Annotated in this window: 18 protein-coding genes and 1 pseudogene; 7 read left to right on the top strand and 12 right to left on the bottom strand. The window is 69.6% G+C overall.

Features of this window, described 5'->3' with window-relative positions:
* Positions 1 to 82 precede the first annotated feature (82 nt).
* Positions 83 to 1,750 (bottom strand): fumarate hydratase, encoded by a 1,668-nt coding sequence (locus ACFYR3_RS08330; protein WP_355847690.1) that lies wholly within the window; start codon positions 1,748 to 1,750, stop codon positions 83 to 85.
* A 249-nt stretch (positions 1,751 to 1,999) separates the two neighbouring features.
* Here ACFYR3_RS08330 and ACFYR3_RS08325 point away from each other — a divergent pair, with 249 nt between their 5' ends.
* Together ACFYR3_RS08325 and ACFYR3_RS08320 are read left to right on the top strand one after the other, a co-directional pair.
* On the top strand, positions 2,000 to 2,728 hold the full coding sequence (locus tag ACFYR3_RS08325) for a DUF1707 domain-containing protein (RefSeq protein WP_355847693.1): 729 nt from the start codon (positions 2,000 to 2,002) through the stop codon (positions 2,726 to 2,728).
* A 214-nt stretch (positions 2,729 to 2,942) separates the two neighbouring features.
* The gene (locus tag ACFYR3_RS08320) at positions 2,943 to 3,314 is read left to right on the top strand and encodes a WhiB family transcriptional regulator (protein WP_355847696.1); all 372 of its coding nucleotides are present in this window, start codon (positions 2,943 to 2,945) and stop codon (positions 3,312 to 3,314) included.
* Between the two features lie 675 nt (positions 3,315 to 3,989).
* On the opposite strand, the gene glpX is transcribed toward ACFYR3_RS08320, so the two are convergent.
* Complete coding sequence (glpX, locus tag ACFYR3_RS08315) at positions 3,990 to 5,021, bottom strand: class II fructose-bisphosphatase (RefSeq protein WP_355847699.1); 1,032 nt, start codon at positions 5,019 to 5,021, stop codon at positions 3,990 to 3,992.
* Positions 5,022 to 5,147: 126 nt separating this feature from the next.
* Here glpX and ACFYR3_RS08310 point away from each other — a divergent pair, with 126 nt between their 5' ends.
* Entirely contained in the window at positions 5,148 to 5,666 is a 519-nt protein-coding gene (locus ACFYR3_RS08310) for a DUF4245 domain-containing protein (RefSeq protein ID WP_355847702.1), read from the top strand.
* A gap of 170 nt (positions 5,667 to 5,836) precedes the next feature.
* On the opposite strand, the gene ACFYR3_RS08305 is transcribed toward ACFYR3_RS08310, so the two are convergent.
* From ACFYR3_RS08305 to ACFYR3_RS08290, 4 genes and pseudogenes are all read right to left on the bottom strand, one after another.
* Entirely contained in the window at positions 5,837 to 6,427 is a 591-nt protein-coding gene (locus ACFYR3_RS08305; protein WP_355847705.1) for a malonic semialdehyde reductase, read from the bottom strand.
* Positions 6,428 to 6,695: 268 nt separating this feature from the next.
* On the bottom strand, positions 6,696 to 6,953 hold the full coding sequence (locus ACFYR3_RS08300; protein ID WP_389282100.1) for an exodeoxyribonuclease VII small subunit: 258 nt from the start codon (positions 6,951 to 6,953) through the stop codon (positions 6,696 to 6,698).
* 9 nt (positions 6,954 to 6,962) lie between these two features.
* On the bottom strand, positions 6,963 to 8,171 hold the full coding sequence (gene xseA / locus ACFYR3_RS08295; RefSeq protein WP_355847711.1) for an exodeoxyribonuclease VII large subunit: 1,209 nt from the start codon (positions 8,169 to 8,171) through the stop codon (positions 6,963 to 6,965).
* Between the two features lie 133 nt (positions 8,172 to 8,304).
* Positions 8,305 to 9,680, bottom strand: a pseudogene (locus ACFYR3_RS08290) (APC family permease).
* A gap of 137 nt (positions 9,681 to 9,817) precedes the next feature.
* Here ACFYR3_RS08290 and ACFYR3_RS08285 point away from each other — a divergent pair.
* On the top strand, positions 9,818 to 10,831 hold the full coding sequence (locus ACFYR3_RS08285; RefSeq protein WP_389282097.1) for a 4-hydroxy-3-methylbut-2-enyl diphosphate reductase: 1,014 nt from the start codon (positions 9,818 to 9,820) through the stop codon (positions 10,829 to 10,831).
* Positions 10,832 to 10,860: 29 nt separating this feature from the next.
* Positions 10,861 to 11,610, top strand: coding sequence for a polyphosphate--glucose phosphotransferase (gene ppgK / locus ACFYR3_RS08280; RefSeq protein WP_355847720.1), 750 nt, complete (start codon positions 10,861 to 10,863; stop codon positions 11,608 to 11,610).
* A gap of 45 nt (positions 11,611 to 11,655) precedes the next feature.
* Here ppgK and ACFYR3_RS08275 read toward each other — a convergent pair whose 3' ends face one another.
* A complete protein-coding gene (locus tag ACFYR3_RS08275) occupies positions 11,656 to 12,126 on the bottom strand; it encodes a DUF6542 domain-containing protein (RefSeq protein WP_389282095.1) in 471 nt (156 codons plus the stop codon).
* A gap of 305 nt (positions 12,127 to 12,431) precedes the next feature.
* Here ACFYR3_RS08275 and ychF point away from each other — a divergent pair, with 305 nt between their 5' ends.
* Complete coding sequence (gene ychF, locus ACFYR3_RS08270) at positions 12,432 to 13,520, top strand: redox-regulated ATPase YchF (RefSeq protein ID WP_355847726.1); 1,089 nt, start codon at positions 12,432 to 12,434, stop codon at positions 13,518 to 13,520.
* A 134-nt stretch (positions 13,521 to 13,654) separates the two neighbouring features.
* Here the strand turns inward: ychF and ACFYR3_RS08265 are convergent, their stop codons facing one another.
* The 3 genes from ACFYR3_RS08265 to ACFYR3_RS08255 all read right to left on the bottom strand — a co-directional run bounded on the left by ACFYR3_RS08265 (position 13,655) and on the right by ACFYR3_RS08255 (position 14,576).
* On the bottom strand, positions 13,655 to 13,918 hold the full coding sequence (locus ACFYR3_RS08265) for a type II toxin-antitoxin system RelE/ParE family toxin (RefSeq protein WP_355847729.1): 264 nt from the start codon (positions 13,916 to 13,918) through the stop codon (positions 13,655 to 13,657).
* Positions 13,911 to 14,180, bottom strand: coding sequence for a type II toxin-antitoxin system Phd/YefM family antitoxin (locus ACFYR3_RS08260; protein ID WP_355847732.1), 270 nt, complete (start codon positions 14,178 to 14,180; stop codon positions 13,911 to 13,913). The genes ACFYR3_RS08265 and ACFYR3_RS08260 overlap by 8 nt, the downstream gene beginning before the upstream one ends.
* 156 nt (positions 14,181 to 14,336) lie before the next feature.
* A complete protein-coding gene (locus ACFYR3_RS08255; RefSeq protein ID WP_389282092.1) occupies positions 14,337 to 14,576 on the bottom strand; it encodes a hypothetical protein in 240 nt (79 codons plus the stop codon).
* A 71-nt stretch (positions 14,577 to 14,647) separates the two neighbouring features.
* On the opposite strand from ACFYR3_RS08255, the gene ACFYR3_RS08250 reads away from it, so the two are divergent.
* The gene (locus ACFYR3_RS08250; protein ID WP_389282090.1) at positions 14,648 to 16,837 is read left to right on the top strand and encodes a DEAD/DEAH box helicase; all 2,190 of its coding nucleotides are present in this window, start codon (positions 14,648 to 14,650) and stop codon (positions 16,835 to 16,837) included.
* 49 nt (positions 16,838 to 16,886) lie between these two features.
* Here the strand turns inward: ACFYR3_RS08250 and ACFYR3_RS08245 are convergent, their stop codons facing one another.
* Both ACFYR3_RS08245 and ACFYR3_RS08240 read right to left on the bottom strand, forming a co-directional pair.
* On the bottom strand, positions 16,887 to 17,183 hold the full coding sequence (locus ACFYR3_RS08245) for a hypothetical protein (RefSeq protein ID WP_355847738.1): 297 nt from the start codon (positions 17,181 to 17,183) through the stop codon (positions 16,887 to 16,889).
* A 75-nt stretch (positions 17,184 to 17,258) separates the two neighbouring features.
* Positions 17,259 to 18,299, bottom strand: coding sequence for a glycoside hydrolase family 25 protein (locus tag ACFYR3_RS08240; protein WP_389282088.1), 1,041 nt, complete (start codon positions 18,297 to 18,299; stop codon positions 17,259 to 17,261).
* Between the last annotated feature and the right edge of the window lie 56 nt (positions 18,300 to 18,355).

Below are 18,355 nucleotides of genomic sequence, written 5' to 3'. Positions count from 1 at the left end.
CGTTCACCTGACTCGTACGGTGTCACACACGAGGGCTCCCCGTGCGGCGTCACCCGGAGGGAGTACGCCGCACGGGCCGGCACTAGGCCAGCCCCGGACCCCGCACCGGGATCGTCGTGAAGGTCGGGGCGGGCGCGGGATCCTGGAAGAAGTCGTTGCCCTTGTCGTCGACCACGATGAAGGCCGGGAAGTCCTCGACCTCGATCTTCCAGACGGCCTCCATGCCGAGCTCCTCGTACTCGACGACCTCGACCTTCTTGATGCAGTCCTGGGCGAGACGGGCGGCCGGGCCGCCGATGGAGCCGAGGTAGAAGCCGCCGTGGGTGTCACAGGCGTCCGTGACCTGCTTGCTGCGGTTGCCCTTGGCCAGCATCACCTTGGAGCCGCCCGCCGCCTGGAACTGCTCGACGTAGGAGTCCATGCGGCCGGCGGTCGTCGGGCCGAAGGAGCCGGACGCGTAGCCCGCGGGGGTCTTGGCCGGGCCCGCGTAGTACACCGGGTGGTCCTTCAGGTACTGCGGCATCTCCTCGCCCGCGTCCAGCCGCTCCTTGATCTTCGCGTGCGCGATGTCGCGCGCCACGACGAGCGGGCCGGAGAGCGAGAGGCGGGTCTTGACCGGGTACTTGGTGAGCGCGGCGAGGATGTCGTCCATCGGCTGGTTGAGGTCGATCTTCACGACGTCACCGGCCTCGTCCAGATGCTCGTCCGTGGTCTCCGGCAGGAAGCGCGCGGGGTCGGTCTCCAGCTGCTCCAGGAAGACGCCCTCGGCGGTGATCTTCGCGACGGCCTGGCGGTCCGCCGAGCAGGAGACGGCGATGGCGACCGGGCAGGACGCGCCGTGGCGGGGCAGACGCACCACGCGGACGTCGTGGCAGAAGTACTTGCCGCCGAACTGCGCGCCGATGCCGATCCTCTGGGTCAGCTCGAAGACCTTCTCCTCCAGCTCCTTGTCCCGGAAGCCGTGCCCGAGCTCGGAGCCCTCGGCCGGAATCCCGTCCAGGTAGTGCGCGGAGGCGTACTTCGCGGTCTTCAGCGCGTACTCGGCGCTCGTGCCGCCGACGACGATCGCCAGGTGGTACGGCGGGCAGGCGGCCGTACCCAGGGAGCGGATCTTCTCCTCCAGGAACTTCATCATGGAGCCCTCGTTGAGGACCGCCTTGGTCTCCTGGTAGAGGAACGACTTGTTGGCGGAGCCGCCGCCCTTCGCCATGAACAGGAACTTGTAGGCGCCGCCGTCGGTGGCGTACAGCTCGATCTGCGCCGGCAGGTTCGAGCCCGTGTTCTTCTCGTCCCACATGGTCAGCGGGGCCATCTGCGAATAGCGCAGGTTCAGGTTCAGGTAGGCGTCGTAGATGCCGCGCGAGAGGGCCGCCTCGTCGCCGCCCTCGGTGAGCACGTTCTGGCCACGCTTGCCCATGACGATCGCGGTGCCGGTGTCCTGGCACATGGGCAGGACACCCGCGGCCGCGATGTTCGCGTTCTTCAGCAGGTCCAGGGCGACGAACTTGTCGTTCGCCGAGGCCTCCGGGTCGTCGATGATGCGGCGCAGCTGGGCGAGGTGCGCGGGCCGCAGGTAGTGCTGGATGTCGTGGATGGCCTCCGTGGCGAGCTTGCGCAGCGCCTCCGGCTCCACCTTGAGGAACGTGCGCCCGTCGGCCTCGAAGGTGGAGACACCCTCGGAGGTCACCAGCCGGTACGGGGTGGTGTCCTCTCCCTGGGGGAGCAGATCGGTGTACGCGAACTCAGGCATCTCGGCCCATTCCTCACTCGACAGACAGCTTTTGGGGCTCGGTCGCCTCGGGCGCGCCCCTTCGGCTCACTCGCCGGAGGCCGGCCGTCATCGGCAGCATCCACCAGCGTAGAACCTGGCAGGGACACCGAGGCTGTGAGGTAAGGCTCAGTTCGGGCACCGGACCGACGGCCCGGAGGGGTGGCGGGTTTTCCGCGGGCGGCGGACGAGGGGTAGTCGCGATCTATCGCGTTTGGGTACGCTGTTGTCGTGGACCTTCAAAAGAGCCCCGACGCGAACCCCGCCACGGCGGCGAAGCCGGCCGAGCTGCGTGCCTCCGACGCCGACCGCGACCGGATCACCGACATCCTGCGCGAGGCCGTCGCCGAGGGGCGCCTGACCGCGGAGGAGCATGCCGAGCGGGTGGAGGGCGTGCTGGCCACCAAGACGGTGGGTGAGCTCGACCAGTTCGTCCGGGACCTGCCCGCCGCCCACACCGGCCGCGCGACCTCCGGGTACGCCTCCGCGCCCAACCGCCCCACCCAGGGCGCGATCCCGGTGGAGGCCGACGAGAACGTGGTCGCGGTGTTCAGCTCCGCCGTCCGCAAGGGCCGCTGGCGAGCCGGCCGGCGCATCCACGCGTACTCGGTCTTCGGCAATGTCGAGATCGACCTGAGCGAGGCGATCTTCGAGTACCAGCAGGTAGTGATCAAGGCGATCTCGGTCTTCGGCAATGTCGAGATCTTCGTCCCGGAGAATGTCTCGCTGCGGGGCAGTGGCGGGGGTGTGCTGGGCAACTTCGAGGTGGACACGCTGGATTCGGGCGACCCCGACGCGCCCGTGGTCTACATCGACGGCCTCGCCGTCCTGGGCAACGTCGAAGCGAGGCCCAAGCGCGGCAAGCTGATCGCGGACATCCTCGACCGGGTCACGAGCCGGGTCAACGAGCGGGTGGCGGACCGGCTGGACCGGGGTTTGCGCAAGCACCTGGACCGTTGACGCCTGTGAACGCGCGGACGGCGGACGCGGGGTGGTCCGGCGCGGGGTGGTCCGGTGGCGAACGATCGATCATGCCCGAGAACGGCCGGGCTTCGGAACGCAGTGCATAGGCGCGCGCACAGCGGGTAGGGCTTGCTGCATCGTCTCTTGGAGGGCGCTGTGGAACTTTCCGTGGTGCCCGGCACGCTCGCGAAGCCGTCGTCAGGAGTAGACCGTGCTGCAACCGCCGCATCAGTCCCTGCAGGTAGCTGCCGTTCCGGCCCAGCGGGCGCCAGTGCGGGACAGGGATCAGGAAGCGCCATGGCACACGGAGGCGGTGTGCCGGCGCGACGAAGCCGGCCTGTTCTTCGCCCCCTCCAAGGAGCCGACCGCTTCCCGGCTCTCCCGTGAGGAGGCCGCCAAGCGCGTCTGCGGCCGCTGCCCGGTCATGGTCGAGTGCCGCGAACACGCGTTGCTGCAACCCGAGCCGTACGGCGTCTGGGGCGGCCTCACCGCCGCCGAGCGCCGCGTCGTCCTCGCCAGGCGCCGCCGCCGCGACCTGGAACTCCAGAAGGCCGCCCGCGGCACGATAGCCGCGGCCGGCTGACCACCCGCGGTAAAGCCGGACCGGCCCCCGCACGCAGGGGGCGATCGGCACACGCACCCGGAATCCGGGCCGACAACGGGCCTCGGCACCGGCCGACTCGCACGAGTACGGCTGCCGGGCTCGCCCGCGCACACGGGAGCCGACTGGCTCCCGGGCAGGGATGCCGGGCCACCGAGCGGTTCTCGGTGCCGGCTGACTCGCTCGGCGTATGGCTGTGGGGCTTGCTGGCGCGGGTGTGGGAGTCGACTGGTTTCCGGGCGGGGATGCCGGGTCGTCGAGCGGTTCTCGGTGCCGGCTGACTCGCTCGGCGTATGGCTGTGGGGCTTGCTGGCACGGGTGCGGGAGTCGACTGGTTCCCGGGCGGGGATGCCAGGCCGTCGAGCGGTTCTCGGTGGCGGTCGACTCGCACGGCGTATGGCTGCGGGGCTCGCCCGCGCGCATGAGGGAGTCGACCTGGTTCCCGCGCCTGAAAGCCGGGCCGCCGACGGGTCCCGGTGCCGGTCGACTCGCACGCCCTATGGCTGCCGGGCTTGCCCGCGCGCGGGGGAGCCGGGCTGACAGGCGGGCCTCGACGTCGGATGCCGGTCGGCACGAGCGCAGGAAAAGGGGCGCCCCTCCGCACAAGGGGCGCCCCTTTCGCGCCTCGCGGCGCCCGGCCGCGTTCGGCCGGCGGTCCTACTTGGCGCGATCGAAGTCGATCGCGCTGTACGCACGCAGCTTGCTCAGCCGGTGCTCCGACGTGATCTGGCGGACCGTTCCGGACTTGGACCGCATCACGATCGACTCGGTCGTCGCGGTCTCGGAGCGGTAGCGCACTCCACGCAGCAGCTCGCCGTCGGTGATTCCGGTCGCGACGAAGAAGACGTTCTCGCCGGAGACCAGGTCGCTCGTGGTCAGGACGCGGTCGAGGTCGTGCCCGGCGTCGACCGCCCGCTGCCGCTCCTCGTCGTCCTTGGGCCACAGCTTGCCCTGGATGGTGCCGCCGAGGCACTTGACGGCGCAGGCCGAGATGATGCCCTCGGGCGTGCCGCCGATGCCGAGCAGCAGATCGATGCCGGTGCCCTCGCGCAGCGCGAGGATGGAGCCTGCGACATCGCCGTCGGAGATCAGCTTGATGCGGGCGCCGGTGTCCCGGATCTCCTTGATGATGCCGTCGTGTCGCGGCCGGTCGAGGATGACGACGGTGACGTCCTCGGGCGTGACCCGCTTGGCCTTGGCGACCCGGCGGATGTTCACCGATACGGGGGCGTTGATGTCGACGAAGTCGGCGGCCTCCGGGCCGGTGACCAGCTTGTCCATGTAGAAGACCGCGGACGGGTCGAACATGGTGCCGCGGTCGGCGGCGGCCAGCACGGCGATCGCGTTCGTCATGCCCTTGGCGGTGAGCGTGGTTCCGTCGATCGGGTCGACGGCGATGTCGCACTCGGGGCCGGTTCCGTCGCCCACGCGCTCCCCGTTGAAGAGCATCGGGGCCTCGTCCTTCTCCCCTTCGCCGATGACGACGACGCCGTTCATCGAGACGGTGGAGACGAGGGTGCGCATGGCCCGGACGGCGGCGCCGTCGGCGCCGTTCTTGTCGCCGCGGCCGACCCAGCGGCCCGCGGCCATCGCGGCGGCCTCGGTGACGCGGACGAGTTCGAGGGCGAGGTTCCGGTCGGGGGCTTCCGACGGGACTTCGAGTTCGGAGGGCAGATGATGCTCGGTCATCGACACGCACCTTTCTGATACGACGACGGCCGGATGAGGGTGATGTCCCGACTCTATCGCCAGGCTTACAAAATGAGCAGGGGGGCCCACGGATGAGCAGGCCAGGGCACCTGCGACGATAGGTCCGTGGCAGGTATGAAAGGCAAGCAGTCGGTCCGGGACATGATTCTTTCCCTGGGCCTCATCGGGCTCATGGCGGGCGTTATCTACATCTTCATCCCGCATGACGACTCCAAGCCCGATCTCCAGCGTGTCGACTTCCGGGTCGAGCTGCTGACGGCTCGCCGCGCGGCGAGCTATCCCGTGGCGGCGCCCGAGGGCCTGCCCTCGGCGTGGAAGGCGACCTCGGTGCGGTACGACGGCAGCGAGTTCGACGCCTGGCATCTGGGCTTCCAGGCCCCCGACGGTCAGTACGTCGCGGTCGAGCAGTCCACTCAGCGGCCGGCGGTGTTCATCGACACGGCGAGCCAGGGCGCGCGGCAGACGAAGGCCACCCAGCGCATCGGCGACCGGACCTGGCAGCGCTACGAGGGCGACCACTACGACGCCCTCGTCCTGGAGGGCAAGGGCTCCACGACCGTGGTGACCGGCACCGGGTCGTTCGGCACGCTGGTGAAAATGGCGCAGGCCCTGAAAACGTCGTAGACCCTGCGGCCGCAGATCCCGCGGCCGTAGATCCCGCAGCCGTACAGTCGTAGATCCCGCACACATACGAGAAGGACCCCCCGGTCGTAGCGCCGGGGGGTCCTTCTCATGCGGGTTGCGGGGTCGAACAGTGCTGCAAGTGGTGCAGGTTGTGCAGGTGAAGCCGCTGGTCAGACGGTCGTGATGACCTGGTCGGCCTCCAGGCGCGGGCCGCGCGGGAACCAGGCGTCCTCGCCCGGCTTGCCGATGTTGACGATCATCAGCGGGGTGTGGTCGTCGTCCAGGAACTCCTTCTGGATACCGGCGAGGTCGGCGCCGGTCATCGGGCCCGCGGCGAGACCGGCGGCACGGACGCCGATGATGAAGTACGCGGCCTGGAGCGCGGCGTTCATCGCGGCGCTGGCCTCGCGGACCGGGCGCTCGGAGAAGAAGAGGTCCTTGGCGGCGGGGAAGTGGGGCATGAGCGTCGGCAGTTCCTCGTGGAACTCGTTGTCCGCGGCGAGGATCGCGACCAGCGGGGCGGCGGCGGTCTTCGCCTGGTTGCCCTCGGCGAGGTGCTGCACGAGGCGCTCACGGGCTTCGGGGGAGCGGACCAGGGTGATGCGCAGCGGCGACTGGTTGAAGGCGGTCGGGCCGTACTTGACCAGGTCGTAGATCGCCTGCACCTGCTCGTCGGTCACCGGCTCGTCGGTGAACGTGTTCGAGGTGCGGGCCTCGCGGAACAGCAGGTCCTGAGCGGTGGGGTCAAGGACGAGAGACATGAAGAACCTTCTCGGTATGTGCGGTGGATCCCGGGGGGATCTGCTGGCGAGTACGACAGTACGACGAAGAGGTTTAAATTTCAACGAAAACAGGGGCGTCGTGATCCGCTTCACAGATGCAGGGATCGAAAAGTCGCCTCACCGCGCAGCCGTCCGCGGAGGCTGTCGGCCGCTGTCGGCCGTTACTCCGAGCGGGCCCGTCACTCGGAGCGGCAGGCTATTCGGAATGGCCCGTCACTCGGAGTGGTCCGTTACTCGGAGTGGTCCGTTACTCGGAACCAGAACCAGAACCGGAGCCGGAGCCGGTGTCCTCTTCCTGGGACTCCTCCTCGGCCAGGGCCGCGTCCAGGCGGGCCCGCGCGCCCTCCAGCCAGCGCCGGCACACCTTGGCCAGCTCCTCGCCCCGCTCCCAGAGCGCCAGGGACTCCTCCAGGGTCGTACCACCCGCCTCCAGGCGGCGTACGACCTCGATCAGCTCGTCCCGTGCCTGCTCGTACCCGAGCGCCTCGTCCACCTTGCTGGTCATGCGCCCACCCTATGCATCGACTCGAACCGTGAATTCACCCTCGGCGACCCGCGCCCGCAGCGTCTCGTCCGCCGCGACCTCGGCCGGGTCCCGGACCACATGACCATCGGCTTTCTGAAGCACCGCGTACCCACGCTGGAGCGTCGCGGCGGGGGAGAGGGCCACCACGCGCGCGTGCGTGTGCGTCAGCTCCGAGTCCGCGCGGTCCAGGAGATGCCCGACGGTGCGCCGGCCCCGGTCGAGCAGGGCGGCGACCTGGTCCGCCCGAACGTCGATCATCCGGTGCGGATCCTCTATCGAGGGCCGGGCCAGCGTGTGCGCGAGACCGCGCTCCTCGCGGTCGAGGAACGACTGGACGCAGCGCCGCGCGCGGTCCCGCAGGAACCGCACCCGCTCGTACTCCTCGCCGACGTCCGGCACGACCTTCTTGGCGGCGTCGGTCGGTGTCGACGCCCGCAGGTCGGCCACATGGTCGAGAAGCGGGTTGTCGGGCTCGTGTCCGATGGCCGACACGACGGGCGTACGGCAGGCCGCGACCGCCCGGACGAGTTGCTCGTCGGAGAACGGCAGCAGATCCTCCACGCTGCCGCCGCCGCGCGCCACGACGATCACGTCGACCTCGTCGAGCGCGTCCAGCTCCTTCACCGCCTGCACGACCTGCGGTACGGCGTGGACACCCTGCACGGCGACATTGCGCACCTCGAAGCGGACGGCGGGCCAGCGGTGCCGCGCGTTCTCCAGCACGTCCCGCTCGGCCGCCGACGCACGCCCGCACACCAGCCCGATGAGCTGCGGCAGGAACGGCAGCGCCTTCTTGCGCTCGGCCGCGAACAGTCCCTCGGCCGCCAGCGACTTCTTCAGCTGCTCGAGGCGGGCGAGGAGCTCGCCCACCCCCACCGGCTTGATCTCGGCGGCCCGCAGGGACAGCTGCCCGCGCGGCGCGTACCACTCCGGCTTGGCGTGGACCACCACCCGGGCGCCCTCGCTCACCACGTCGGCGACCGCGTCGAAGACCTGCCGGTAGCAGGTCACGCTCACCGAGATGTCGTACGACGGGTCGCGCAGCGTCAGGAAGACGACGCCCGCGCCGGGGCGCCGCGACAGCTGGGTGATCTGCCCCTCGACCCACACCGCGCCGAGCCGGTCGATCCATCCCCCGATGAGCCGTGACACCTCTCCGACGGGCAGCGGAGCGTCCGCGGACGTGTTGAGAGCCATGCGCCCGAGCGTAGTGGCCACCACCGACAACGCCCGCACGCGCGGCACGGGTCAGGGCGGTCCGGCCCCAGGCGACGTGACTTCGGCCGTCCGGAGCGCCTGTGCGCCCGTGATGCCGGCCCCGGGACAGCCGCTACCCGGCCTCGGACCCGGCCCGCCCCCGCTGGGCGAGCAGCACGACCAGCCCCACCGTCAGCCAGACGAGACCCACCACCTGGGCCGTCCCCGACGCCTCGACGATCACCGCCACGGTGATCGCGGCGCCCAATACGGGCATGAGGACGTGCCGCCACCACACCACGGGACCGCCCCGGTGCCGTACGGCGAACCAGCCCACCACCGACGCGTGCAACAGCGTGAACGCGGTCAGCGCGCCGATGTCGACCACCGAGACCAGCTTGTCGAGGCCGTCGCCGCGGCGCGCCGCCCAGACCGCGGCGACCAGCGTGATCACCGCCGTGCACAGCAGGGCCGCCCGCGGCACCCCGGAGTCGGTCCGCCCCAGCGCCCGCGGCAGCCGCCGGTCGCGGGCCATCGCGAAGACGAGACGTCCGGCCGCGGCCTGCCCGGCCAGCGCCGCGAAGGCCGCGCCGATCGCCTTGCTGACCGCCACCAGGTTGTGCAGCCATGAACCGACGGAGGCGTCCACGGTGTCGTAGAAGGCCGAACCCTGCTTCGCGGGGTCGGCCGCGAGCCGCGCGGACGACAGCGGCTCCAGCAGAGCCACCAGGTAGGTCTGCGCCACGAACAGCACACCCGCCAGGGCCAGACAGAACAGCACGACGCGATCGCCACCTTCTCCGAACCACCCGTGACCTCCTCGGCGAAGGAGGCGATCGCGTCGAAGCCCAGGAAGGAGAGGACGGCGACCGAGACGGCGCCGACGACCGCCGACAGCGCGAACGCGCCCTGTGTCCCGTCACCCGACAGCGGGGACAGCCAGTCGCGGTGCGCCCCGTCGCGCGCGAGCACCACGGCCGCCGACACGACGAAGACAAGAAGGACGGCGATTTCCATCACGAGCACCAGAAGGCCGACCCGCGCCGCCGTGCGGACCCCCCAGAGGTTGAGGAACGTCGTGACGACGACGGCGAGCGTGGTCCACACCCACCGGGAGACCTCCGGGACCAGCGAGTTCATTGCGATCCCGGAGAACAGATAGGCCACCGCCGGAATGAGCAGATAGTCCAACATCACCATCCACCCCGCGATGAACCCGGCCTCCTTGCCCAGCCCCGCGCGCGCGTAGGCGAACACCGAACCCGCCCGGGGGACCACCCGGACCATCTGGGCGTAGCTGAAGGCGGTGAACGTCATGGCGACCGTGGCGACGACGTAGACGAGCGCGACCGCCCCGTGAGACTTCGCGTCCAGGGTCCCGAAGACCCCGACCGGCGCCATCGGGGCGATGAAAAGCAGCCCGTAGACGACCAGGTCCCGGAAACCGAGACTGCGCCGCAGTCCGTGCCCGGCCGAGTCCGTACCGGCGGTGGCCTGCGTGTCGGCCATGGTGTGCCTCCCGAGGATCGCGCCAGCTCCGCCCCTTCGGCTCCCCACAGTCTCTCCGAGGAAGCGATCACCGACCTCTCCAAGGAGGCCGGCCTCTCCGAGGAGGCGATCCTTGACCTGTCGGGCGCGGCCTTACGATGGGGGGCATGACTGCTTCGCCTGGCCGCCGTGTCCTGCTCGCCGCCCCCCGTGGCTACTGCGCGGGCGTGGACCGCGCCGTGATCGCCGTCGAGAAGGCCCTTGAGCAGTACGGGGCCCCGATCTATGTCCGTCACGAGATCGTGCACAACAAGTACGTCGTGCAGACCCTGGAGAAGAAGGGCGCGATCTTCGTCGAGCAGACGGCGGAGGTCCCCGAGGGGTCCATCGTCATGTTCTCGGCGCACGGCGTGTCCCCCGTCGTGCACGACGAGGCCGCCGCCGGCAGGCTCGCCACCATCGACGCGACGTGCCCGCTGGTCACCAAGGTCCACAAGGAAGCCGTCCGCTTCGCGGGCGAGGACTTCGACATCCTCCTCATCGGGCACGAGGGCCACGAGGAGGTCATCGGCACCTCCGGAGAGGCACCCGACCACATCACCCTGGTCGACGGCCCCGAGGATGTCGCCAAGGTCGAGGTCCGCGACCCCTCCAAGGTGGTCTGGCTCTCGCAGACCACCCTCTCGGTCGACGAGACCATGGAGACGGTCGACGCCCTGAAGGAGAAGTTCCCGCTGCTCATCTCCCCGCCGAGCGACGACATCTGCTACGCCACGCAGAACCGCCAGCTCGCCGTGAAGCAGATGGGCGCGGAGGCCGAGCTGGTCATCGTGGTCGGATCCCACAACTCCTCGAACTCGGTGCGTCTGGTCGAGGTCGCCAAGCTCGCCGGCTCCCGCGCGGCCTACCTCGTGGACTTCGCCGACGAGATCGACGAGGCGTGGCTGGAGGGCGTGAGCACGGTCGGCGTCACCTCCGGCGCCTCCGTCCCCGAGATCCTCGTCGAGCAGGTCCTGGAGTTCCTGTCCGGGCGCGGCTTCGAGGACGTGGAGATCGTCAAGGCCGCCGAGGAGTCCATCACCTTCTCGCTGCCCAAGGAGCTGCGCCGCGATCTGCGCGCCGAGGCGGCCGCCCTGGTGGAGCAGCGCACCGGTGGTACGCCCGGGAAGTGACGGTCAGTCGTACGACGTAACGTGGGTCCATGAAGATCTTCGGTGTGGACATTGGCGGATCCGGGATCAAGGGTGCCCCTGTGGACCTTGATCGCGGGGACCTGGCGGAGGAGCGCTTCAAGGTGCTGACTCCGCAACCCGCGACGCCCGACGCGGTGGCCGACGGCGTGAAGGAAGTCATCGGTCACTTCGGCTGGACGGGCCCGGTGGGCATCACGTTCCCCGGTGTGGTGACCGGCGGTTCCACCATCCGTACGGCGGCCAATGTCGACAAGGCCTGGATCGACACCGACGCGCGCGCGTTGCTCGGTGACCGGCTGGGCGGTCTGCCGGTGACCGTGCTGAACGACGCGGACGCGGCGGGTGTCGCCGAGATGGAGTTCGGCGCCGGGAAGGGCCGCAGGGGCACGGTCATCCTGCTCACCTTCGGCACCGGCATCGGCAGCGCCCTCTTCATCGACGGAGAGCTGGTCCCGAACACCGAGCTGGGGCACCTGGAGCTGCATGGCCACGACGCCGAGAAGCGGGCTTCCACCAAGGCGAAGGACGACAACGAACTGACCTGGGAGCACTGGGCGCGCCGCGTCACCAAGTACCTCGCCCATGTCGAGATGCTCTTCTCCCCGGAACTCTTCATCATCGGCGGCGGCGTCAGCCGCAAGGCCGACAAGTTCCTGCCGCTGATCGAGGACATCAAGGCGGAGATCGTCCCGGCGCAGCTCCAGAACAACGCGGGGATCGTGGGCGCGGCGATGCGAGCGGCGAAGCTCGCTCAGTAGCGGCGCGGCCGCCCGCGAGGGCACGGGCGGGCGACGGTACGAGGGTCAGTGGGCCTGCCTGCCGGGCGGCAGGCCCCGCGCCGCCGCCCGCCGCCGGGCGGCCCGGCGGCTCATCACGCGGACCCTGCGGACGGTCACGACGAGGACGGCGACCAGTGTCCCGCCGTACAGCCAGCCGGCCTGGAGGGCGAGGCCCGTGACCAGGCCCATGAGGTGGCCGCCGAAGCCGCCTCCGCTGTCGTAGGTGATCGGCAGCATCCCGAAGGCGAAGGCGATCGGTACGACCACGGGGGCGGTCACCAGGTCACCGGGCCGCACCCACAGCGCGGTCAGCACGCACACCGGCAGGAACAGCACTCCGTACACCGTGGGCGATCCGCCGAACAGCAGGTGGTCGAGGCAGGCGAGCGCGAACATCGTCGCGCCGCAGAACAGCCCGCCGCCGAGCCCGGTCAGCCTGGGACGCGACGTCCGGCGCGTCTCCCGGACGCCCATGGGTGCGGGCGGCCGCGCCACCGGGGCGTCCCGTCGGACACCGCCGCCCGCGGCCCGCCCGGCCTGTGCCGGAACGGGTGCGCCGCGTCGCGGTCTGTACTGAGGGGGACGCGTCCTGTGTTGCTCCACTGGACCAACTTAGGTCGTTTTATGTGTGGAATGGCTCATCGGACACGCCGGAGACCAGCCGAAGGCGAGGCCGTGGAAAGAGCTTGGCCATGCGTTCGATACCTCGCGGGTCGGGGCCGGGTCACGCCGTAGACTGGTGGATCGGCCCGCTCTCCTGGAGGGCCCTTCGCCCATCCTCTCGTACGGGAAGTCGCAACGTGTCGCTCACGATCGGAATCGTCGGTCTGCCCAATGTCGGCAAGTCGACCATGTTCAACGCCCTGACCAAGAACGACGTGCTCGCGGCCAACTACCCGTTCGCCACGATCGAGCCGAACGTCGGCGTGGTCGGTGTCCCCGACGCCCGGCTCACCAAGCTGGCCGAGATCTTCGGTTCGCAGAAGATCCTCCCGGCGACCGTCGACTTCGTCGACATCGCGGGCATCGTGAAGGGTGCCTCGGAGGGTGAGGGCCTGGGCAACAAGTTCCTCGCGAACATCCGCGAGTCGGACGCGATCTGCCAGGTCATCCGCGCCTTCAAGGACGAGAACGTCGTGCACGTCGACGGCAAGGTCTCGCCCAAGGACGACATCGAGACGATCAACACCGAGCTGATCCTCGCCGACCTCCAGACGATCGAGAAGGTCCTGCCGCGCCTCCAGAGGGAGTCGCGCATCAAGAAGGACATCGGCCCGAAGGTCGCGGCGGTCGAGGCGGCCCAGGCGATCCTGGAGAAGGGCGAGACCCTCTTCTCCGCGGGCATCGTCCAGGGCTCCGGCAACGAGGAACTGCTGCACGACCTGCACCTGCTCACCACCAAGCCGTTCCTGTACGTCTTCAACGTCGACGAGGACGAGCTGGTCGACGACGCCTTCAAGGCCGAGCAGAGCGCCCTGGTCGCTCCGGCCGAGGCGATCTTCCTCAACGCCAAGCTGGAGGCGGACCTCGCCGAGCTCGACGAGGAGGACGCGAGGGAGCTGCTGGAGTCGGTCGGCGTAGAGGAGCCCGGCATGGCGACCCTGGCCCGCGTCGGCTTCAACACCCTCGGCCTGCAGACCTACCTGACGGCAGGCCCCAAGGAATCCCGCGCCTGGACGATCAAGAAGGGCGCCACCGCCCCCGAGGCCGCCGGTGTCATCCACACCGACTTCCAGAAGGGCTTCATCAAGGCCGAGGTCATCTCCTTCGCCGACCTGGTGGAAATGGGCTCGGTCGCCGAGGCCCGCGCCAAGGGCAAGGCCCGCATGGAGGGCAAGGAGTACGTCATGCAGGACGGAGACGTGGTGGAGTTCCGCTTCAACGTCTGAGCGGATGAAATAACACCACGCCGCTGACGTGGCAAACATGCAGGTCAGAAGGGGTCGGGCTCAGTCGAGTCCGACCCCTTCGTCGTCACCGTGCTGGATGGGTGCTGGATGTTCTGACGTGGGGTCAGCGGCAATCAGGTTTCGTAAACAGTGGACCGGTGTCCCACGTGAACGACCCAGACCACCAACTCTCCGTTGTCGATCGTGTAGACGACGCGATAGTCGCCGACGCGCAGACGGCGTCGTTCGGGCTGGGACACGAGTGCGGTGGTGTTGAAGCCGAGGGGGTCGGTCTCCAGCTCGGTCAGTTTGGCCAGGATGCGCAGTGCCGTGTCGCGGGGGATCTTCCGAAGCTCGGCCTGCGCCTCGGGGCGGAAGACGGTTCGGTACTCACTCACCGCGCGCCAGCGTCTCCCTCATGATGTCCTCGATCGGGATACCGGGAGCCGGGTTGGCCATGCGCTCGTCGATGATCCGGTTGATCTCGCGCTCTTCCCATTCCTGGTACTTGCGCAGCACCTCGATGGAGACCACGGCGGCGACTTCCTTGCCCCGGCGCGTGATCACCGTGGGTACGTCGTGGCGGTCCGCGCGCTCCACGACCTCGGCCAGATGTGCGCGCACGTCGCGGATGGACTCTATGGGCAGCGGCTGCGTCATGCACACAAGCGTACCGAGTGTCCCATGTGTACACAACTGATGGCGCCCGGCCCGCTTGTTGGCGGGTCGGGCGCAGACGCCCGTCCGTGGGGAATCCTCGTCTGCGAAGTGCTGTGGCTGACGGCCGACCTGGATGGAGTGGCTGTGGCCGGTGCTTCAGACCTTGACGACCTCTACGGAAGGGCCGCACAGGAGCGTCAGGTCCTCGGGGGCGGAAGTGAGGGCGGTGACCGGCTGGTGCGCGTTGCGGGCGATGACGGCGAAGGCGGCGTCGATGGCGTACTCGCTGTCCCCGGTACTTCCCCGCGCACTCCGCCGGTCGCGGTCTCCCGTTGCGGGGTGGCCGATGATCCGCCGCTGACCGCGCACTGGGGACCGGAGGACCTCGTTCGGCATGGCAGCCCCGAGAGCGGAGCTCCGCAGGGCCCCGAGAACGTCCGTCGGAGCCCCGTGTGCGCGGTGGGAGGATGCGGGGAGGGCGAGGAGGGGCGGGAAATGTGGGGCGTGGTGAGCGGGACACGGTCGCGCGGGGAGCGCGACTGCTCGAGGCGGCGCGGACCGTGGTCGGTGACCACGGAACGGCGGTGGAGGCGGTACGGGCGGCACTGAAGCCGATCCACGACGCGGCGGTCAAGCGGGAGCTGGACGCCATCCCTGTCGCCCGGCTGCAGGACGTCACCGAAGGGCGGCTGCGGCTGGGGAGCGTCGAGAAGAGCAGGCTGCGCACCGTGGGCAGTGTCCTCGAAGCGGGCCCCTACCGGTTGCGGCAGATTCCCGGTGTGGGGCAGCGCACCGTCGACCAGATGCTCGCCGCCGCCCGTCGGCTCGCCGAGGTCGTGCACGAGACCGTGGCCGTCCACATCGACGTGGACCGGCCGGAGCCGAGCACCACCGCGCTCGTCATGGCCCTGCACGTACTGGTGGAGGCCGGCCCGGACGTTCGTCGTGCGGTCGGTCAGGCCGCCGTCCTGTCGGAACGGCTCGGTCCGTTGCTCGCCGACGCCAGGCCCGCCGCCGGACGGTTCCGGATGCTTCTGGCGGGCCAGGAGAAGAAGACTCGCGCGTTGGCCGCGGTCACCGAGATCCGGTCGCTGGTGGACGAGGCGGAGCGGGCGGGCCTGCCCGGGCTGTTTGCCCAGACATCGGTGGACCTGCTCCGAGGGCCTTCGTCCGACATCGCGGCCTGGGTGGACTTCGAATTCCGTTCCGCCGAGTACTACAGCCTGCTCGCCGAGATCTCCGAGCGGCTGCCGGACCCGGCCGCCGCAGAGGGCTTCCTGCCGGACGAGATTGCCGAGCGGGTGCGGACACAACACCTCGACGACGCCCACCGGCGGGTCTCCCTGCGCGGTTACCAGGCGTTCGGCGCGCAGTTCGCGCTTGCCCAGCGCAAGGTGATACTCGGCGACGAGATGGGCCTCGGGAAGACCATCCAGGCGATCGCCGTGCTGGCACACCTGGCCGGCGAGGGACAGAGCCACTTCATGGTCGTCTGCCCGGTGAGCGTCCTCGTGAACTGGACACGGGAGATCGAGGCCCGCAGCGCGCTTCGGGTCATGGTGCTCCACGGTCCCGATCGGCACCATGCGCTGGCCGACTGGAAAGGGCGGGGCGGGGTCGCGGTGACCACGTTCGACGCGCTGCGCGGCTTTCCCGCGCCGGGCGCCGGGGAGGTCGGACTGCTCGTGGTCGACGAAGCGCACTTCGTGAAGAACCCGAAGGCCAAGCGGTCGCAGGCGGTCGCCCTGTGGGCGGAGCGTTGCGGTCGCGCCCTCTTCATGACCGGAACCCCGATGGAGAACAGGGTCATGGAGTTCCGCGACCTGGTCCGGATGCTCGACGGCGATGTCGCGGACTCCCTGGGCGAACGGGACGCGTTGGCCGGATCGGTCGCCTTCCGCAAGGCCGCGGCCCCGGTCTACCTGCGACGCAACCAGGAGGACGTGCTGACCGAACTCCCCAGTCTCCAGCGGACCGACGAGTGGGAGGAGCTGACCGCGTCGGACGAGGAGGCATACCGCGAAGCCGTGCGCGCGGGCAACTTCATGGCGATGCGCAGGGCCGCCTACATGCGCCCCGAGAAGTCGGCCAAGCTGGACCGGCTCCGGGAGATCGTCCAGGAGGCCGGCGAGAACGGGCAGAAGACGGTGGTCTTCTCCAATTTCAAGGACGTACTGAGCGTGGTGAAGGAAGAACTCACGGCTGGAACCACCGACGGCACTCCACTGTTCGGTCCGCTCGCGGGGGGTGTCCCGGCCGGGCGGCGGCAGCAGATCGTCGACGACTTCGCCGGCGTCTCGGGCCCCGCGGTGCTCCTCGCGCAGATCCAGGCGGCGGGTGTCGGCCTCAACTTGCAGGCCGCCTCGGTCGTCGTCATCTGCGAACCCCAGATCAAGCCGACCATCGAACACCAGGCGGTGGCCCGGGCCCACCGTATGGGCCAGGTCAGGCCGGTTCGTGTGTACCGTCTCCTCGCCACCGGGGGAGTGGACGAACGCATGGTGAAGATGCTGGAGGACAAGACCCGCCTCTTCGACGCCTACGCCCGCCGCAGTGCCGTGGCCGAAGCCACCCCGGACGCGGTCGACGTGTCGGACACCGAGCTGGCACGCCGGATCGTCGAGGAGGAACAGGCGCGTCTGGGCATGACCGTGTGAGCCAGGGTGCTGTGGTGGCGCTCTGATCGACCGGGGTCATCGACCGGGGTCAGGGACTCTGCCGGGCGGCTGAGTGGATCGCCGGGCGGGCCGTGTTCGGGTAGTCGGGCGGAGTCGCCCAGCCGAGGAGGATTCCGGCGACGGTCGCGAGCGGGCGGGAGTGGATCTTCAGGGCGAGGGTTTCGAGGAGCCGGAACGTCGTGTAGTACAGGCCGGTGAGGAGCGCGGTGACCGCGCTCGCCACCGAAGCCGAACTGAACTCGACGCCGATGCGGACCAGCAGGGTCAGCGCAAGCCCCGCGACGATCGGTACGACGGTGCGCATGAAACTGGCGAAGAGGTTCACGGGAATTCCTGTCTCACGGGTCAGGATGCGGGGTTCAGGACGTGGGGTTCAGGACGCGGGTTCAGGTCGGTGGGTTCAGGACGTGGGGTCGAGGTGGATGACGACCTTGCGCACGGCCGCCTCGATCGCCGCGGTGATCGAGGCGACGAGAGCGGCGGCGTCGATGGTCTTGTCGAACGCCGCGATCGTGGTGGTGAGTTGCGCGATGGCCGCGCTGTGAGCAGCCTCGGTCGCCTGCACGAGGCGCACACGGGCGTTGGTGTCCTTGACGTAGGACTCGAGAGCCCAGAACGGATTGGTCTTCACGTCCGGGGCGTCGGCAGGGGCCGAGATCACCCCGTCCATGGTCAGGACCGCCTTCGCCGCGGCGGACGCCACGTTGTCGACGTCCTGCTTCTCCAGCACACCACCGCCGGCGATGAGCTTCGCGGCGACCGCGGCCGCGACCTTGTTGATGTCGTCGGTGGTGAGTGCCATGTCTGTCTCCGTTCCGGCGGCCCACGCGCGCAGCGCGGACTCGCTCAGGTAGCAGATGGATCGGTCGAGGGGAGTCGAGGTGAACTGCCAGAACAGCGGCGACCTGCCGGACGGGCTGGGCCTCGCGTGTGCCTCGGCCCGCGTGTAGGTCGCCGCCCCGGACCAGGGATAGGCGGGATACCAGAGCGGGACGGCGGGAGGCGCGTGGCCGGCGGCCAGGTCGCTCGCCGAGGTGTAGACGCCGACCCGCTGGCCGGGGAACGCGGCTTGTACCCTCGCGATCCAGGCGGTGGCGTAGGTCTGGATCCCGGCCGCCGTGACGCCCGCGTAGTTCGAGCCGTCGGACCTTCGTTCCAGGTCGAGCCAGTGCACGAAGCCCCGGCCCGCGTGCGGTCGTACGGCGGCGATGTAGTTCGCCGCCTCCGCGGCGACGTCCTGGTTGGGCCAGCCGAAGTGGTAGGCGCCGGGTACGAGACCGGCCTCGACGATGCCCTTGATGTGCAGGGCGAAGTGCTCGTCGTGGGTGTGTTCGCCCTCGCTGGCCTTGGCGAAGGCGAAGACCACGCCTTCAGCCTTGCGGGTCTTCCAGTCCTGGGCTCCCTGATAGACGGAGAGATCGATTCCGCGGCATGTGGCCATGGCGGGCCGCCCCCTTTCATGTTGTCGATCGCGTACTGGATGTGCGTGGCGTCCTC

The organism is Streptomyces sp. NPDC005784 (genome assembly GCF_042871525.1).
In the GTDB taxonomy this organism is placed as follows: Bacteria; Actinomycetota; Actinomycetes; order Streptomycetales; family Streptomycetaceae; genus Streptomyces.
Note: the sequence above shows the minus strand (reverse complement) of the source record. Positions and strands in the feature narration are given on the sequence as shown.

What these genes read in the sequence shown, in the direction of transcription:
- ACFYR3_RS08250 (WP_389282090.1), top strand. Translation starts at nt 14,648, where the DNA reads ATGCGGGGAGGGCGAGGAGGGGCGGGAAATGTGGGGCGTGGTGAGCGG.
- ACFYR3_RS08260 (WP_355847732.1), bottom strand. Translation starts at nt 14,180, where the DNA reads ATGACGCAGCCGCTGCCCATAGAGTCCATCCGCGACGTGCGCGCACAT.
- xseA (WP_355847711.1), bottom strand. Translation starts at nt 8,171, where the DNA reads ATGGCTCTCAACACGTCCGCGGACGCTCCGCTGCCCGTCGGAGAGGTG.
- ACFYR3_RS08300 (WP_389282100.1), bottom strand. Translation starts at nt 6,953, where the DNA reads ATGACCAGCAAGGTGGACGAGGCGCTCGGGTACGAGCAGGCACGGGAC.
- ACFYR3_RS08255 (WP_389282092.1), bottom strand. Translation starts at nt 14,576, where the DNA reads ATGCCGAACGAGGTCCTCCGGTCCCCAGTGCGCGGTCAGCGGCGGATC.
- ACFYR3_RS08285 (WP_389282097.1), top strand. Translation starts at nt 9,818, where the DNA reads ATGGGGGGCATGACTGCTTCGCCTGGCCGCCGTGTCCTGCTCGCCGCC.
- ACFYR3_RS08305 (WP_355847705.1), bottom strand. Translation starts at nt 6,427, where the DNA reads ATGTCTCTCGTCCTTGACCCCACCGCTCAGGACCTGCTGTTCCGCGAG.
- glpX (WP_355847699.1), bottom strand. Translation starts at nt 5,021, where the DNA reads ATGACCGAGCATCATCTGCCCTCCGAACTCGAAGTCCCGTCGGAAGCC.
- ACFYR3_RS08330 (WP_355847690.1), bottom strand. Translation starts at nt 1,750, where the DNA reads ATGCCTGAGTTCGCGTACACCGATCTGCTCCCCCAGGGAGAGGACACC.
- ACFYR3_RS08240 (WP_389282088.1), bottom strand. Translation starts at nt 18,299, where the DNA reads ATGGCCACATGCCGCGGAATCGATCTCTCCGTCTATCAGGGAGCCCAG.
- ppgK (WP_355847720.1), top strand. Translation starts at nt 10,861, where the DNA reads ATGAAGATCTTCGGTGTGGACATTGGCGGATCCGGGATCAAGGGTGCC.